The organism is Streptomyces actinomycinicus, from assembly GCF_016741775.1.
GTDB lineage: Bacteria > Actinomycetota > Actinomycetes > Streptomycetales > Streptomycetaceae > Streptomyces > Streptomyces actinomycinicus.
In genome coordinates this window covers 1-14,789 of record NZ_JAERRK010000022.1, presented here as the reverse complement: position 1 = coordinate 14,789, position 14,789 = coordinate 1, and the positions used below count along the sequence as shown (strand labels likewise).

The 14,789-nt window shown below is 70.9% G+C and carries 15 protein-coding genes; 8 read left to right on the top strand and 7 right to left on the bottom strand.

What is annotated here, in order from left to right; genetic code table 11:
* The first annotated feature begins 93 nt into the window (after nucleotides 1–93).
* Nucleotides 94–2,697, top strand: a complete 2,604-nt coding sequence (locus tag JK359_RS30970; RefSeq protein ID WP_201842925.1) for an ABC transporter ATP-binding protein/permease — start codon at nucleotides 94–96, stop codon at nucleotides 2,695–2,697.
* 78 nt (nucleotides 2,698–2,775) lie between these two features.
* Here the strand turns inward: JK359_RS30970 and JK359_RS30965 are convergent, their stop codons facing one another.
* From JK359_RS30965 to JK359_RS30955, 3 genes are all read right to left on the bottom strand, one after another.
* Entirely contained in the window at nucleotides 2,776–3,564 is a 789-nt protein-coding gene (locus JK359_RS30965; protein WP_201842633.1) for a transglycosylase SLT domain-containing protein, read from the bottom strand.
* 299 nt (nucleotides 3,565–3,863) lie between these two features.
* Nucleotides 3,864–5,018, bottom strand: coding sequence for an S-adenosylmethionine:tRNA ribosyltransferase-isomerase (locus tag JK359_RS30960; RefSeq protein ID WP_201842631.1), 1,155 nt, complete (start codon nucleotides 5,016–5,018; stop codon nucleotides 3,864–3,866).
* Nucleotides 5,015–5,710: an SDR family NAD(P)-dependent oxidoreductase gene (locus tag JK359_RS30955; protein WP_201842628.1), complete on the bottom strand. Its 696-nt coding sequence runs from the start codon at nucleotides 5,708–5,710 to the stop codon at nucleotides 5,015–5,017. Before JK359_RS30955 ends, JK359_RS30960 begins: the two co-directional genes overlap by 4 nt.
* A 227-nt stretch (nucleotides 5,711–5,937) precedes the next feature.
* Between JK359_RS30955 and JK359_RS30950 the strand changes: the two genes are divergently transcribed.
* The 3 genes from JK359_RS30950 (at nucleotide 5,938) to chpE (ending at nucleotide 8,166) form a co-directional block, all read left to right on the top strand.
* The gene (locus tag JK359_RS30950) at nucleotides 5,938–7,116 is read left to right on the top strand and encodes a GAF domain-containing sensor histidine kinase (protein ID WP_201842626.1); all 1,179 of its coding nucleotides are present in this window, start codon (nucleotides 5,938–5,940) and stop codon (nucleotides 7,114–7,116) included.
* Nucleotides 7,109–7,750, top strand: coding sequence for a response regulator (locus JK359_RS30945; protein ID WP_201842624.1), 642 nt, complete (start codon nucleotides 7,109–7,111; stop codon nucleotides 7,748–7,750). Before JK359_RS30950 ends, JK359_RS30945 begins: the two co-directional genes overlap by 8 nt.
* A gap of 170 nt (nucleotides 7,751–7,920) precedes the next feature.
* The gene (chpE, locus tag JK359_RS30940; RefSeq protein WP_201842623.1) at nucleotides 7,921–8,166 is read left to right on the top strand and encodes a chaplin ChpE; all 246 of its coding nucleotides are present in this window, start codon (nucleotides 7,921–7,923) and stop codon (nucleotides 8,164–8,166) included.
* 151 nt (nucleotides 8,167–8,317) lie between these two features.
* On the opposite strand, the gene JK359_RS30935 is transcribed toward chpE, so the two are convergent.
* On the bottom strand, nucleotides 8,318–9,106 hold the full coding sequence (locus JK359_RS30935) for an Rv1486c family protein (protein WP_201842621.1): 789 nt from the start codon (nucleotides 9,104–9,106) through the stop codon (nucleotides 8,318–8,320).
* Between the two features lie 151 nt (nucleotides 9,107–9,257).
* Between JK359_RS30935 and JK359_RS30930 the strand changes: the two genes are divergently transcribed.
* The 3 genes from JK359_RS30930 to JK359_RS30920 all read left to right on the top strand — a co-directional run bounded on the left by JK359_RS30930 (nucleotide 9,258) and on the right by JK359_RS30920 (nucleotide 11,633).
* The gene (locus JK359_RS30930; RefSeq protein ID WP_201842619.1) at nucleotides 9,258–10,049 is read left to right on the top strand and encodes an ABC transporter ATP-binding protein; all 792 of its coding nucleotides are present in this window, start codon (nucleotides 9,258–9,260) and stop codon (nucleotides 10,047–10,049) included.
* A gap of 72 nt (nucleotides 10,050–10,121) precedes the next feature.
* The gene (locus JK359_RS30925) at nucleotides 10,122–10,553 is read left to right on the top strand and encodes an NfeD family protein (protein ID WP_201842617.1); all 432 of its coding nucleotides are present in this window, start codon (nucleotides 10,122–10,124) and stop codon (nucleotides 10,551–10,553) included.
* Nucleotides 10,554–10,676: 123 nt separating this feature from the next.
* Nucleotides 10,677–11,633 (top strand): SPFH domain-containing protein, encoded by a 957-nt coding sequence (locus JK359_RS30920; RefSeq protein ID WP_201842615.1) that lies wholly within the window; start codon nucleotides 10,677–10,679, stop codon nucleotides 11,631–11,633.
* A 113-nt stretch (nucleotides 11,634–11,746) separates the two neighbouring features.
* Here JK359_RS30920 and JK359_RS30915 read toward each other — a convergent pair whose 3' ends face one another.
* The 3 genes from JK359_RS30915 to JK359_RS30905 form a co-directional block, all read right to left on the bottom strand.
* Entirely contained in the window at nucleotides 11,747–12,253 is a 507-nt protein-coding gene (locus tag JK359_RS30915) for an HNH endonuclease (protein WP_201842613.1), read from the bottom strand.
* 168 nt (nucleotides 12,254–12,421) lie between these two features.
* A complete protein-coding gene (locus JK359_RS30910; RefSeq protein ID WP_201842611.1) occupies nucleotides 12,422–12,961 on the bottom strand; it encodes a YbhB/YbcL family Raf kinase inhibitor-like protein in 540 nt (179 codons plus the stop codon).
* Nucleotides 12,962–13,006: 45 nt separating this feature from the next.
* Complete coding sequence (locus JK359_RS30905) at nucleotides 13,007–13,789, bottom strand: sporulation protein (protein WP_201842609.1); 783 nt, start codon at nucleotides 13,787–13,789, stop codon at nucleotides 13,007–13,009.
* A 101-nt stretch (nucleotides 13,790–13,890) separates the two neighbouring features.
* Here JK359_RS30905 and JK359_RS30900 point away from each other — a divergent pair, with 101 nt between their 5' ends.
* Nucleotides 13,891–14,541 carry a DNA-3-methyladenine glycosylase gene (locus JK359_RS30900; RefSeq protein ID WP_201842607.1) on the top strand — a complete coding sequence of 217 codons (651 nt, stop codon included), beginning with the start codon at nucleotides 13,891–13,893 and terminating at the stop codon, nucleotides 14,539–14,541.
* The last annotated feature ends 248 nt before the right edge of the window (nucleotides 14,542–14,789 follow it).

The following is a 14,789-nucleotide window of genomic DNA, read 5'->3' as shown; positions in this document are numbered from 1 at the left end:
AGGGCCAAGCCTGAAATAGTTCCCCACGATGTTCGACATCCCTAGACTCCCTGTGATGGGGGTAACTCGGGGGACAACTCAGTGGGGCATGGAGTGCCGGAACTCGTACTGGAATCAAACGGACGGACCTGGACGCTAGACCCGTCCAGGCCCTACACCCTCGGCCGCGATCCGCAGGGTGACATCGTCTTCGACGACGCCAGGGTCTCCTGGCGGCACGCCACGGTCAGTTTCAACGGCCGTAGTTGGGCCATCGAGGACCACGGCAGCACCAACGGCACGTTCGTGCAGGGGCAACGGATCCAGCACATGGAGATCGGCCCCGGTTCGGCGCTGCACCTCGGCAACGCGACCGACGGGCCGCGGCTGAACCTGTCCGCGGCCGCGGCGCCGGTCGGCAGTCCGGGCGGGCAGCAGGCGGCGGCGCCGTACGCGGCCCAGGGCGCAGGCGCGCCCGGCTGGGCCCAGCAGCAGGCGGCCCCGCAGCAGGCGGCCCCGCAGCAGGCGGCGCCGCACCAGGGCGTGCCGCACCAGGCACCGGCCCAGCAGCAGCCCCCGCAGCCCGGCTGGCAGCAGACGCCCGGGTTCCCGCAGCAGCAGGGCGGCCCGGCCGACCAGTACGTGCAGAAGACCCCCGGTGGTGCCGCGGGGGCGCCGCCGGTCTACGGCGACCGCAGCCCGACCACGTTCCACCAGTTCGCGCTCGGCCGCGTGATGCGCATCGGCCGCGCCCTGGAGAACGACCTGGTCGTCTCCGACCTGCAGGTCTCCCGGAACCACGCCGAGTTCCACGCCACGCCCGACGGCCGCTTCGAGATCCGCGACCTCGGCTCGCACAACGGCACCTACGTCAACGGTCAGCCCATCGCCAAGGGCGGCTCCGCGCTGCTCGGCCCGAGCGACATCGTCGGCGTCGGCCACTCCACCTTCCGGATCGTCGGCGACCGCCTCGAGGAGTTCGTCGACACCGGTGAGGTCTCCTTCTCCGCCCGCCACCTCACCGTCACGGTGGACGGCGGCAAGCAGATCCTGAAGGACGTGTCCTTCGGCGTCCCGGAGAAGTCGCTGATCGCGGTCATCGGACCGTCCGGCTCCGGCAAGTCGACCCTGCTCAAGGCGCTCACCGGCTACCGGCCCGCCAACCAGGGCGAGGTCCTCTACGACAACCGGAACCTGTACAAGCAGTTCGCCGAGCTGCGCCAGCGCATCGGTCTGGTCCCGCAGGACGACATCCTGCACAAGGAGCTGAGCGTCAAGAAGGCCCTGAAGTACGCGGCCAAGCTGCGCTTCCCGGCCGACACCACCGCGCAGGAGCGCGACGCCCGCATCGACGAGGTGCTGCGCGAACTGAAGCTCGACATCCACAAGGACAAGAAGGTCACGTCCCTCTCCGGTGGCCAGCGCAAGCGCGTGTCGGTGGCCCTGGAACTGCTCACCAAGCCGTCGCTGATCTTCCTGGACGAGCCGACCTCCGGCCTGGACCCGGGTATGGACCGCGACGTCATGCAGCTGCTGCGCGGCCTCGCCGACGACGGCCGCACGGTCCTCGTGGTCACCCACTCCGTGGCCGAGCTGGCGATCTGCGACAAGCTCCTGGTGATGGCGCCCGGCGGTTCGGTGGCCTACTTCGGCCCGCCGGAGGAGGCGCTGAACTTCTTCGGCTACGACAGCTGGGCCGACGTCTTCTCCGCCTTCGAGAACTACCGCGACTACGACTGGGCGGGCCGCTGGAAGGGCTCGCAGCACTACCAGATGTACGCCGCGGACATCGACGCGATCGCCCCGCAGTCCGTACCCATGCCTCCGCCGCAGGCGATGAAGCCGCCCAAGCCGCAGAGCTGGGTCTCGCAGCTGATGACCCTGATGCGGCGCTACGTGTCGGTCATCGCCTCCGACAAGGGCTTCCTGGCGCTGACGGTGATCCTGCCCGCGGTCCTCGGCGCGGTCAGCCTGCTGATCGACAGCAACAAGGGGCTGCTGGTCAACGAGGCGGTCAACCCGAAGACCGGACTGCACGTGCCCAACGGCACGGCGACCACCGTCCTGCTGATCCTCGCCGTCGGCGCGTGCTTCGCGGGTGCCGCGAACTCGGTCCGTGAGCTGATCAAGGAACGGGTGATCTACGAGCGGGAGCGCGCGACCGGCCTGTCCCGGTCGGCGTACCTGATGTCGAAGGTGGTCGTGCTCGGCGCCATCACGGTGCTGCAGGGCCTGATGGTCGGCGTGATCGGTTTCTCCAGCCGGGAGATCCCGCAGGAGGGGCTCGTCCTCGGCGGCTCGACGCTGGTCGAGCTGTGCGTGCCGATCATGGCGCTGGGCTTCACCTCGATGATGGTCGGCCTGGTGATCTCCTCGCTGGTGAAGACCGCCGAGAAGACCATGCCGCTGCTGGTGATGTTCGCGATCATCCAGGTCGTCTTCACCGGCTGCCTCTTCACCCTGCACGGCACGCTCGGTGTGAACGAGTTCTCGTACCTGATGCCGTCGCGCTGGGCGGTGGCCGCGGCCGGCGCCACGCTCGACTTCAACAACATCGCCCCGAACACCGACGACCCGGGCAGCACCGACCCGCTGTGGGACCACCAGGCCTCGGCCTGGGGCCTGGACATGGTCGCGCTGATCGCGCTCGGTGTGATCTGCGGCTTCTTCGTGTCCCGCTTCCTGCGCCGCCACGAGCCGGAGGTCATGCGGAAGTAACCGCGGCCGGACGACGTGAAGGGCGGCACCCCTCGGGGGTGCCGCCCTTCCGCGTTGTCAGAGGTCCCGCGCCAGGCCTCAGTACGCGCTGTTCACGTTGTCGATCGAGCCGTACTTGTCGGCCGCGTAGTTGGCGGCGGCGGTGATGTTGGCGACCGGGTCGTAGATGTTCCACGAGGTTCCGGCGACGTGGTACGCCTGGAAGGTCGGCGGGATGACCTGCAGCAGGCCCTTGGACGGGATGCCGTTGATCGCGTTGATGTCCCAGTTGTTGATGGCGTTGGGGTTGCCGGAGGACTCACGCATGATGTTCTTGTGCAGGCCGTTGTAGCTGCCCGGGATGCCCTTGGACTTCATGATGTCCAGGGCCTGGCGGATCCAGCCGTCCAGGTTGTTCGCGTAGGTCTTCGCGGCGACCGGCTGCATCTGCGGGCGCTGCACGGAGCGCGTCGCGGCGGCCTGCTGGGCGGCGCGCTCCTGGGCGGCCTTCTTCGCGGCGGCCTTGGCGGCGGCCTCGGCGGCGGCCTTCTTCGCGGCGGCCTCCGCGGCCTTCTTCGCGGCGGCCTGGTCGGCGGCCTTCTTGGCGACGGCCTGGTCGGCGGCCTTCTTCTGCGCCGCGAAGGTGTCGAGCTTGATGTTCTCGGCGGCGAGCTGGTCGGTGACCGTGCCCTTGACGTTCTGCAGGGCGAGGCCGGTGGCGACCTGGGTGTTCGCGGCGGGGGCGCCGGTGGTGACCGTCTCGGCGCTGCTGGGGGTGGCCGAGAGGGCGATGGCGGCGGTGCCGAGGGCGGCGACGCCGGCGACAGCGATCTTGTGCTGCTTGGTCAGGACCCGACTATGAGCACGGCTGAGGATGTTCTTGGGCATGGCTGATGGACCTCTTCGTGTAGCGCGGAGGTCGCTCCTGCGTCCGCCGGGGGAATCTGCTCCTCCCGCACGAACGCCGCGTCTGGAACCCGCGGCGCTGAGCGACGGAAGCAATTCTTAGCTGGCGCAAAATGCCCAGGCAAAGGTGTGACGTACGACCCTGCATAGTGGATCAGGGAAGGGCAAATCGGGACAGACTAGGCCGTCTGTCCCGTTCACCTAGGGGTGGTTTATCTCCTATGCCCTTTCGTACGTGATGTGGGCCCTATGCGCGGGCTCACACGGCACACCCGGCATACTTACGACACGTTGCCGTCGCAATGCTCTGCGTGAGCGGTCTCATCCGGGAGGATGAGATGGACGTCGCCGAACTCGTGCCACAGATAGAGCCCGTCCAGCGCCTCCTCGTACGCACGGGCCACCGCCGCCGAGCCGGCCACCGCCTCCAGCATCAGCAGGTGCGAGGCCTCCGGCTCGTGCAGTCCGGTCAGCAGCCCGGCCACGACCCCCACCCCCCGCTCCGGCGTGACCACCAGATCCGTCCACCCCGAGGCCGCCCGCACCACCCCGTCCGGCCCGACCGCCGACTCCACGGCCCGCACGGCGGTCGTCCCGACCGCGATCACCCGGCCGCCCCCCGCACCCGCCTGGTTGATCAGCCGCGCCGACGCCTCGGGCACCACGAACCGCTCCGGATACGGCGGCTCGTGCGCCTCCGCCGACGACACCCCGGTGTGCAGCGTCACCGGCGCGAACTGCACCCCCCGGCTCACCAGCTCCGTCACCAGCCGTGCCGTGAAGGGGCGGGCCGCACTCGGCATCTCCGCACTGCCCGCCCCGTCCGGCGACGGCAGCGCGAACACCGTCTGGTACGCCGCCAGCGGCTGGTCCCGCTCCGTATAGGAGTAACGGATGGGCCGCCCGTGCTCCCACAGCACCTCCCTCACGTCCGCCCCGACCACCCGCGCCCACCACAGCCGCTCCCCGCCCGCGCCCGGCGGCCCCGCCGGCTCCACCCGCTCCCTCCCCGCGCCCGGCGGCTCCAGCCGCTCCCTCCGCGCGCTCAGCGGCTCGACCAGCTTCAGCCGGCCCCCGCCCGGCAAGGAGACCTCCGTACCCGCGGGCGAGCCCGCACGCGCGCGTGTAGTACCGCGCCCGTCCGGTTCCCGCAGCTCGACCGCCCACCGTCCGTCGTCCCCGCGTGTGGAGAAGTGCACCACCACGTGCGCGTGCCCGACCCGCCCGTCCACCGCGGCGGCCAGCGTCGGCGAGGTGTTCACCACCAGCACGTCCCCGGCCCGCAGCAGTTCCGGCAGCTCCCGGAACACGTGGTGCGCCACCTGCGTCCCGCGCGACACCAGCAGCCGTACGGCGTCCCGCCCCAGACCCGGCCCGCGCTGCTCGGCCGGCACCCGCGCGGACAGCTCCCCGGGGACCCGCGGGACCGTCCTCATCGCCCCGCCACCAGCGACGGCGCCGCGTACCGCCCGCTCGCCGGCCGCTCGTCCAGCAGCCGCAGGAAGGCCGGTACGACCCCCGCGGGCGCCGGACGCGGACCACGGTCGTCCGGTACGGCCGCCGTATAGAGGTCCGTCGCCATGTCCCCGGGATCCACCGCCCACACCCTCAGCCCCGGCTCCTCCACACCGAGCACGGCGGTGAGCCGGTCGAGGGCCGCCTTCGAGGCGCCGTAGCCGCCCCAGGTCTCGTACGCCTCCGCCGCCGCGTCCGAGGTGACCGCGATCACCGTGCCCGCCGGCGACGCCTGCAACAGCGGCAGCGCCTCCTGGACCAGCCCCAGCGCCGCCACCACGTTCACCTCCAGCGCCCGCCGCAATCCCTCCAGCGGCTGCTCCGCCAGCCGCACCAGGGGCTCGGCCCCCAGCGCGCTCGCATTGCTCACGACCAGATCGACACCGCCCAGCCGCCACGCGGCGGCCACCAGCCCGGCCCGGTGCGCGCCGTCCGTGACGTCACCCGGCAGCGCCGACACGCGCGTGCCGTGCCGCGCCACGGCCTGCGCGGCCTCCTCCAGGGCGCCCGCACCCCGGGCGTCCAGCACCAGATCCCAGCCGCGCCCGGCCAGCGCCTCGGCCAGCGCCCGCCCCAGCCCCTTCGAAGCCCCCGTGATGATCGCTACCGGCATGGTCACCGTCCCCTCGTCGGTCACCGCCCCCGTCGGGCGGTGACCACAACGTAGGAACGGCACCGCCCGGGCCGCCTCGGACGCGGGCCGCAATCCGCCGGGTCCCTTCGGCGTACGCCCCGCGTACCGGACCCCGGGCCTACTCCGGCGGCCCTAGGCCCAGCGGACCGGGTCCGGCCGCCACCGGTCCGATCCGCCCTGTCACACCCCGCCGGTACCGTGAGGACATGAGTCAAGGCCCCCGGTCCGGCCTCGCCGCGGTGAGTTCCGCGCTGCTGGCCATGAGCAGGCACCTGGAGGTGCGCGACGTCCTCAAGACGATCGTCGCCTCCGCCCGTGAGCTGCTCGACGCGCAGTACGCCGCCCTCGGCGTCCCCGACGACCACGGCGGCTTCGCCCAGTTCGTCGTGGACGGCGTCAGCGAGGAGCAGTGGCGTGCCATCGGCCCGCTCCCGCGCCAGCACGGCATCCTCGCCGCGATGCTGCACGAGGCGAAGGCCGAGCGTCTCGCCGACGTGCGCAAGGACCCCCGTTTCGAGGGCTGGCCGTCCGCCCACCCCGACCTGGTCGACTTCCTGGGCCTGCCCATCCGCGACGGCGACGAGGTGATCGGCGCGCTGTTCCTGGCGAACAAGCTGCGCCCGCCGGGCGGAAACCCCTCACAGGCCCCGTGCTCGGCGTCCCACGGGAGCTGCGGCTTCACCGAGGAGGACGAGGAACTGCTCGCCATCCTCGCCCAGCACGCCGCCATCGCCCTCACCAACGCCCGCCTCTACGAACGCAGCCGCGAACTGACCATCGCCGAGGAACGCTCCCGGCTCGCCCACGAGCTGCACGACGCGGTCAGCCAGAAACTCTTCTCGCTGCGCCTCACCGCCCAGGCGGCGGCAGCGCTCGTCGACCGCGACCCCGCCCGCGCCAAGGGCGAACTGCACCAGGTCGCCGCGCTCGCCGCCGAGGCCGTCGACGAACTGCGTGCCGCAGTGGTGGAGTTGCGGCCCGCCGCGCTGGACGAGGACGGCCTGCTCGCCACCCTCCGCACCCAGATCCAGGTCCTCGACCGCGCCCACACCGCGCGCGTGACCTTCATCGGCAACGGCTTCCGCGCCCTGCCCGCCGCCCAGGAGGAGGCCCTGCTCAGGGTCGCCCAGGAAGCCCTGCACAACGCCCTGCGCCACTCCGGCGCCGAGCACGTCGACGTCACCGTGGGCCGGCGCGGCGGCGGCGCCGTGCTGCGTGTCACCGACGACGGCAGCGGCTTCGACCCGACGGCGGTCCGCCGTGCCGGGCGCCACCTCGGCCTGGTCTCGATGCGCGACCGGGCCGGCGTGGTCGGCGGCACGCTGACCGTGGAATCGGCGCCCGGCAAGGGCACCACGATCGAGATGGAGGTCCCCGGTGGGTGAACCGATCAGAGTGCTCCTCGTCGACGACCACCAGGTCGTCCGCCGGGGCCTGCGCACCTTCCTCGAGGTACAGGACGACATCGAGGTCGTCGGCGAGGCCGCGGACGGCGCCGAGGGCGTCGCCCGCGCCGAGGAACTGCGGCCCGACGTCGTCCTCATGGACGTCAAGATGCCGGGCACGGACGGCATCGACGCCCTGCGCCGGCTGCGCGAACTCGACAACCCCGCGCGCGTGCTGATCGTCACCAGCTTCACCGAGCAGCGCACGGTCGTCCCGGCCCTGCGCGCGGGCGCCGCCGGGTACGTCTACAAGGACGTGGACCCCGACGCCCTCGCCGGCGCCATCCGATCCGTGCACGCGGGGCACGTCCTGCTCCAGCCGGAGGTCGCCGACGCCCTGCTGTCCCAGGAGGAGGCCCACACGGGCCAGGGCAGAGGAAGCTCCCTCACCGACCGGGAGCGCGAGGTGCTCGGTCTGATCGCGGACGGCCGCTCCAACCGCGAGATAGCCCGTGCCCTCGTACTCTCCGAGAAGACCGTCAAGACGCACGTCTCCAACATCCTCATGAAGCTCGACCTCGCCGACCGCACCCAGGCCGCGCTGTGGGCCGTACGCCATGGCGTCACCGGCTGAAACGCCCTGACCAACGCCTCACGCACGGCAACACGGAAAGTTCCGCTCCGGACTGAGATTCATACCGTCGTGGGAATGTCACCCGGACGGCGCATCCTCCGGTGATCTCCGCCGTTCTCCAGTGCGTGCTGCGGCGAACCGCCGCGGTGAACGCCTAGGAGGGGTTGAAAGTGAAGAACCTGAAGAAGGCAGCGGCCGTGACGATGGTGGCCGGCGGTCTGGTGGCCGCCGGTGCGGGAATGGCCTCCGCCCACGGCGGCGCCCAGGCCGCCGGCGAGGCCCACGGCTCTCCGGGTGTCGTCTCCGGCAACCTCGTCCAGGCCCCGGTGCACATCCCGGTGAACGCGGTCGGCAACAGCGTGAACGTCATCGGCGCGCTGAACCCGGCCTTCGGCAACCTGGGCATCAACCACTGAGGCCCACAGCGATCCTCTTCCCCGGCGCCGGCCGGCGAGGGACAGCCCGTCCGGCGTCCGGGGACCGGGCCCGCTCAGGGCCGCTGTGCAGGACCGGGGGCGGCCACCCCCGATGACGCCGACGGCAGGGGCGGGGCGGGACGGCCGACGCTCACCGGACTCCCCGCTCCCGCTCCTCCACGAACGCGTTGTACGCCGCCACCTGCGCCCGCCGGGCCGTCCGCTCCACCGGCCGCAGCGCCTCGGACCGCGCCGCCATCTCGGCGGAGCTGACCGCACCCCCGTGCCCGCGGTCGTACGCCAGCGACACCAGCAGACCCACCCGCTGCGCAAGCTCCAGCACGCGCACCGCCCGCGGCGGGTACCCCGGCGCCAGCACCTCCCGGCCCCGCTCGGACCGGGCCCGGTACGCGTCGATCGCCGCCTCCGCCACCGGACCCGACCCGGCGACGTCCAGTTTCGACAGCACCTCGGTCGCATCCCGGAGGGCCTCCGCCAGTTCCCGCTCGGCCTCGCCGAGCGACGGCACGTCCGCGGGCGGAGCCTCCCGCACCGGCAGCAACTGCCACACCACCTCGGCATGCACATCGCCCGCGGGCCCGGCCTCGTACACCTCCGGCACCAGCCCGAACGCGGCACCGTGACAGACCACGGCCTCCTCGGCCTCCAGCGCCCGCGCATTGAACTCCGGCGGACCGCTCAGCCCCAGCGGGTGCCCCGGCGCGGGCAGCGCCACCCGCAGCCCGGCCACCCCCAGCCTGCGCAGCCGCCCCAGCGCGAGCGTGAGCCCGACCGGCGCGGACTCACCGGGCAGCCCCTCCACCCGGTGCACGGCGTCCTCGCCCACGACGGCGAGCACGGCGTCATCGGGCGAGATAAGTCCGGCCAAAAGGGCATTTCCCCAAGCGGCGAGGCGTCCTGAACGCGGTTCCGAGAGCATGCCCCCACCCTAAGGACCGGACCGATGGAATGGAGCGGGGCACTCGTGGCGTAGATTTCATAAGGGCGGCGCCCACAGGCGCGGCGGACCCGAGCCACTGGCGTACGCGACAGCCGAGACCGGCCACACTGCAAGGGGAGACAACACGCTCATGAGCGACGTTCTGGAGCTTGAGGACGTATCCGTGGTCCGCGAGGGCCGGGCTCTGGTGGACCAGGTCTCCTGGTCGGTGAAGGAGGGCGAGCGCTGGGTCATCCTGGGCCCCAACGGCGCCGGCAAGACCACCCTCCTGAACGTCGCCTCCAGCTACCTGTTCCCCAGCAAGGGCACCGCCACCATCCTCGGCGACACCCTCGGCAAGGTCGACGTCTTCGACCTGCGCCCCCGCATCGGCATGGCCGGCATCGCCATGGCCGACAAGCTCCCCAAGCGCCAGACCGTCCTCGAGACCGTGCTCACCGCCGCCTACGGCATGACCGCGCACTGGCAGGAGGAGTACGACGAGGTCGACGAGCAGCGCGCCCGCGCCTTCCTCGACCGCCTCGGCATGAGCGATTACCTCGAGCGGAAGTTCGGCACCCTCTCCGAGGGCGAGCGCAAGCGCACCCTGATCGCCCGCGCCCTGATGACCGACCCCGAGCTGCTCCTGCTGGACGAGCCCGCCGCCGGCCTCGACCTCGGCGGCCGCGAGGACCTGGTCCGCCGCCTCGGCAGGCTCGCGCGCGACCCCATCGCGCCCTCCATGATCATGGTGACCCACCACGTCGAGGAGATCGCCCCCGGCTTCACCCACGTCCTCATGATCCGCCAGGGCAAGGTCCTCGCCGCCGGCCCCATCGAGCTGGAACTGACCTCCCGCAACCTCTCCCGCTGCTTCGGCCTCCCGCTCGTCGTGGAGCAGGTCGGCGAGCGCTGGACTGCCCAGGGACTGCCGCTGTCCTGACCCCGCGTCCGAGCCCGCTCCACCCCCGTTCGCGCTCTGTCCGCCGCCCGGCCGCGGTCCTACCATGACCATGTGAACGACATCGACGCATGGGTGTGGTGGCTCGTCGGCGCGGCGGCGCTCGGAATCCCGCTCGTCGTGACGGCCATGCCGGAGTTCGGCATGCTCGCGGTGGGGGCCGTCGCCGCGGCCGTCGTCTCCGCCCTCGGACCCGGCGCCGTCATCCAGGTCCTCACGTTCGTCGTCGTCTCCGTCGCCCTCATCGCCGTCGTCCGGCCCATCGCGGCCCGGCACAGCCGGCAGCGCCCCCGACTCGCCACCGGCGTAGAGGCCTTGAAGGGCAGACAGGCCGTCGTACTGGAACGGGTCGACGGCTCCGGCGGCCGGATCAAACTCGCCGGAGAAGTCTGGTCGGCCCGCGCCCTCGACACCGGCCGCGCCTACGAAGTGGGCCAGGAGGTGGACGTCGTGGAGATCGAAGGAGCCACCGCCGTCGTCATCTGAGGACAACTCACCGAGAACGACTCACGAGTTGCGCGACGGTCTGTCAGACTCGACCAGCAAGATCTTCAACAGTCATGAGATCTGCCGAAGGCGCCGAAGCGGAGAAGGGTACGGGGAACGACGATGGAACCGGTCATCATCGTCCTGATCATTCTGGTGGTGTTGGTCTTCATCGCCCTGATCAAGACGATCCAAGTCATCCCACAGGCGAGCGCCGCCATCGTCGAGCGCTTCGGCCGCTACACGCGGACCCTGAACGCGGGTCTCAACATCGTGGTTCCGTTCATCGACACCATCCGCAACCGCATCGACCTGCGCGAACAGGTCGTACCGTTCCCGCCCCAGCCGGTGATCACCCAGGACAACCTGGTCGTGAACATCGACACCGTCATCTACTACCAGGTCACCGATGCCCGGGCCGCCACCTACGAGGTCGCCAGCTACATCCAGGCGATCGAGCAGCTCACCGTCACCACACTGCGCAACATCATCGGTGGCATGGACCTGGAACGCACCCTGACCTCCCGCGAGGAGATCAACGCGGCCCTGCGCGGCGTCCTCGACGAGGCCACCGGCAAGTGGGGGATCCGCGTCAACCGCGTCGAACTGAAGGCCATCGAGCCGCCCACCTCCATCCAGGACTCGATGGAGAAGCAGATGCGCGCCGACCGTGACAAGCGCGCCGCCATCCTCACCGCCGAAGGTACGCGCCAGGCCGCCATCCTCACCGCCGAGGGCGAGAAGCAGTCCCAGATCCTGCGCGCCGAAGGTGAGGCCAAGGCAGCCGCCCTGCGCGCCGAGGGTGAGGCCCAGGCGGTCCGTACGGTGTTCGAGGCCATCCACGCCGGCGACCCGGACCAGAAGCTCCTGAGCTACCAGTACCTCCAGATGCTCCCGAAGATCGCCGAAGGAGACGCCAACAAGCTCTGGATCGTCCCCAGCGAGATCGGCGACGCCCTCAAGGGCCTGTCCGGCGCGATGGGCAACTTCGGCCCACTGGGCGGAGGTTCGCGGGGCAACGGCTCATCCGGCGACAGCGGCGCAGGCCAGGAGCGCCGCGAGAAGCCCAGCATCGACTGACGACCCCTCACGGACACCGGGTTCCTCCCGCGCGCCCCTGCAAGGCGCGCGGGGAACGGCGCGATCAGCCCGCGGCGAACCGCAGCCGCCGACGAGCAAAGCCCGGCAGGCGCCTAGGCCGCATCCCTGGCGAGCCACTCGGGAAGCGCGGCGAAGTCCTCCTGCCCCAGCGCCAGGAGCATCGCATCCGCCGGAGTAGGCTCGAACGGCTCCCGCAGCAGCGCCATCCCCGCCTCCGCCGGAGTCCGGTTCGCCTTGCGGTGGTTGTCCTCCGCGCACGCGGCCACCGTGTTCAGCCACGTGTCCTGCCCGCCCTGCGCCCGCGGTACCACGTGGTCCACGGTCGTCGCCCGCCGCCCGCAGTACGCGCACCGGTGCCGGTCCCGGACCAGCACACCCCTCCGCGACCACGGGGCTTGTCTTCGGAACGGCACTCTCACGTACCGGCACAGCCTGATCACACGAGGCGCGGGTATGTCGACATCGGCCCCGCGCATGCGCAGTTCGGGATGGGACTGCTCGACCACGGCCTTGTCCTGGAGCACCAGGACGACGGCTCGGTTCAGAGTCACCGTCGACAGCGGCTCGAAGCTCGCGTTCAGCACCAGCGTGTCACGCATCCAGCCCACCTCCCGTGCGCACCTGCCCGCCCCCCGGCGGGCATGGATCAACTCTGGACGGGCGCGCCGAGATGGACAACGCAATAAAAAATGCCCGCCTCCGATCACTTCCAAGACCGGAGACGGGCAAACGTTCAATGAACGCTCGGCTGAATCGAGGCGCTGCGGTCAGCCCTTCGCGGGGTTCTCGTACTCACCGATGAGCTGGGCGCGCGCGATCGCGTGGAACCGCAGGTTGAAGCCGACGACGGCCGGCGAGACGTCCGCATCCGGCCCCAGCTTCTCCTGGTCCACGGCGTACACCGTGAAGACGTACCGGTGCGGGCCGTCCCCGGGCGGCGGAGCGGCACCGCCGAAGTCCTTCGTCCCGTAGTCGTTCCGCACGTGCACGGCACCCGCCGGCAGCCCCTCGAACTTCCCGCTGCCCGCACCCGCCGGCAGCTCCGTCACCGAGGCCGGGATGTCGAACAGGACCCAGTGCCAGAACCCGCTGCCGGTCGGCGCGTCGGGGTCGTAGCACGTCACGGCAAAGCTCTTGGTCTCCGCCGGGAAACCCTCCCACCGCAGCTGCGGCGAGGTGTTGCCCTCCGCGTGGACCTGGTCGCCCTTGAGCGTCGCGCCTTCCTCGACGTCCGTACTCGTCACCGTGAACGACGGCACGGGCGGGTGGAAGTCGTGGGGGAGCGGCCGCCGCTTGTGCTCGGTCACCTCGGTACCTCCTGATCGATGATCTGGAACCAGCAGCTACCGAGCCTAGAACCAGTTGCGCTTGCTACCGACCTCGGACAGCCACTGGTTGAGGTACGCCGCCCAGTCGGTCCCCTGCCAGTCGTTCAGACCCACCTGGAAGGAGCGGTACGTGTCCGAGCCCTCGCTGAACAGACCGGGCTTCTTGTCCATCTCCAGCACGACGTCCATCGCGTGCTCGTCGGCCACGAAGCTCAGCTCGACCTGGTTCAGACCCCGGTACTGCGACGGCGGGAAGAACTCGATCTCCTGGTAGAACGGCAGCCTCTGCCGCGTACCCCGGATGTGGCCGCGCTCCATGTCCGCGTTCTTGAAGCGGAAGCCCAGCTGGATGAAGGCGTCCAGGATCGCCTTCTGCGCCGGCAGCGGGTGCACGTTGATCGGGTCCAGGTCGCCGGAGTCCACGGCACGCGCGATCGCCAGCTCGGTCGTCACACCGATGTTCATCCCGCGCAGCGCCTGGCCGTCGATCATGGTGACCGGGGTCTCCCAGGGGATCTCCAGACCGAACGGCACCGCGTGCACGGCACCCGCCTGCAGCTCGAAGGCACCGCCGAGCTGCACCTTGGTGAACTCGATGTCCTGCTTGTACTCCTGGTCGCCGCTCTCCACCTCGACCTTGGCCTGCAGGCCGACGGACAGCCCCTCGATGGCCTGGTTCACGGACCCGCCCTGGATCCGCACCTCACCCTGGACGACACCACCCGGGACGACGTTGACCTCGGTCAGCACCGTCTCGACCGACGCCCCGCCGGCCCCGAGGCTCGCGAGCAGCTTCTTGAACGCCATTGACTCTCCCTTTACGAATGGACCCTCGCCCCGTACAAACGCGATCCGCCCGCCGCCGGTTCCGCCGGCGCCGTGCTCCCTCTGCACTACCCTCGGAGGGCATGATCGCGCCCCCGGACCGTACGCCATTGCCCCGCGCCTTCTTCGACCGCCCGGTCCTGGAGGTCGCGCCGGACCTCCTGGGGCGCATCCTGGTCCGGGCGACACCCGACGGCCCGATCGCACTCCGCCTCACAGAGGTGGAGGCGTACGACGGCCCGAACGACCCCGGCTCGCACGCCTACCGAGGCCGGACCGCCCGCAACGCCGTGATGTTCGGTCCGCCCGGACACGTGTACGTCTACTTCACCTACGGGATGTGGCACTGCATGAACCTCGTCTGCGGTCCGGAGGGCCGGGCGAGCGCCGTGCTGCTGCGCGCGGGTGAAGTGGTGGAGGGCGCCGAGCTGGCCCGCAAGCGACGGCTTTCGGCCCGGAACGACAAGGAACTGGCCAAGGGCCCGGCCCGGCTGGCCACCGCCCTGGAGGTCGACCGGGCCCTGGACGGCACGGACGCGTGCACCTCGGACGAGACGCCACTGAAGATGCTCACGGGCACCCCGGCCCCCGCTGACCAGGTGCGCAGCGGACCGCGTACCGGAGTCGCCGGCGAGGGCGGCAATGGCGACCTCCACCCGTGGCGCTTCTGGGTGGCCAACGACCCGACGGTGAGCCCCTATCGGGCCCACGTCCCCAGGCGCCGCCGAAGTTGACTCGGCCCCAGAAGGTGCGTAATGTATCCCGAGCCGCTGAACCGGGTACGGCGATCGCCTGCAGCCGGAGCGGCCAAACCACTACCTAGCACAAGCCCCTCGACGGGGTCGTTTCTGGCGCGTCCGCGCGCCCGAATTCGAATCCCGCGAGACTCGATTATGAGTTGCCGAGGGAATGGGCTAACGTAGTGAACGTCGAAAGGCCGGAGGCGAAAGCCAAAAGCTCGAAGACAAACCCGCCGACAGGG

Bases quoted from the DNA above. Each gene is read 5' to 3' on its own strand.
- JK359_RS30935 (WP_201842621.1), bottom strand. From the start codon at position 9,106: ATGCTCTCGGAACCGCGTTCAGGACGCCTCGCCGCTTGGGGAAATGCC.
- JK359_RS30930 (WP_201842619.1), top strand. From the start codon at position 9,258: ATGAGCGACGTTCTGGAGCTTGAGGACGTATCCGTGGTCCGCGAGGGC.
- JK359_RS30955 (WP_201842628.1), bottom strand. From the start codon at position 5,710: ATGCCGGTAGCGATCATCACGGGGGCTTCGAAGGGGCTGGGGCGGGCG.
- JK359_RS30905 (WP_201842609.1), bottom strand. From the start codon at position 13,789: ATGGCGTTCAAGAAGCTGCTCGCGAGCCTCGGGGCCGGCGGGGCGTCG.
- JK359_RS30920 (WP_201842615.1), top strand. From the start codon at position 10,677: ATGGAACCGGTCATCATCGTCCTGATCATTCTGGTGGTGTTGGTCTTC.
- JK359_RS30900 (WP_201842607.1), top strand. From the start codon at position 13,891: ATGATCGCGCCCCCGGACCGTACGCCATTGCCCCGCGCCTTCTTCGAC.
- JK359_RS30950 (WP_201842626.1), top strand. From the start codon at position 5,938: ATGAGTCAAGGCCCCCGGTCCGGCCTCGCCGCGGTGAGTTCCGCGCTG.
- JK359_RS30965 (WP_201842633.1), bottom strand. From the start codon at position 3,564: ATGCCCAAGAACATCCTCAGCCGTGCTCATAGTCGGGTCCTGACCAAG.
- JK359_RS30915 (WP_201842613.1), bottom strand. From the start codon at position 12,253: ATGCGTGACACGCTGGTGCTGAACGCGAGCTTCGAGCCGCTGTCGACG.
- JK359_RS30960 (WP_201842631.1), bottom strand. From the start codon at position 5,018: ATGAGGACGGTCCCGCGGGTCCCCGGGGAGCTGTCCGCGCGGGTGCCG.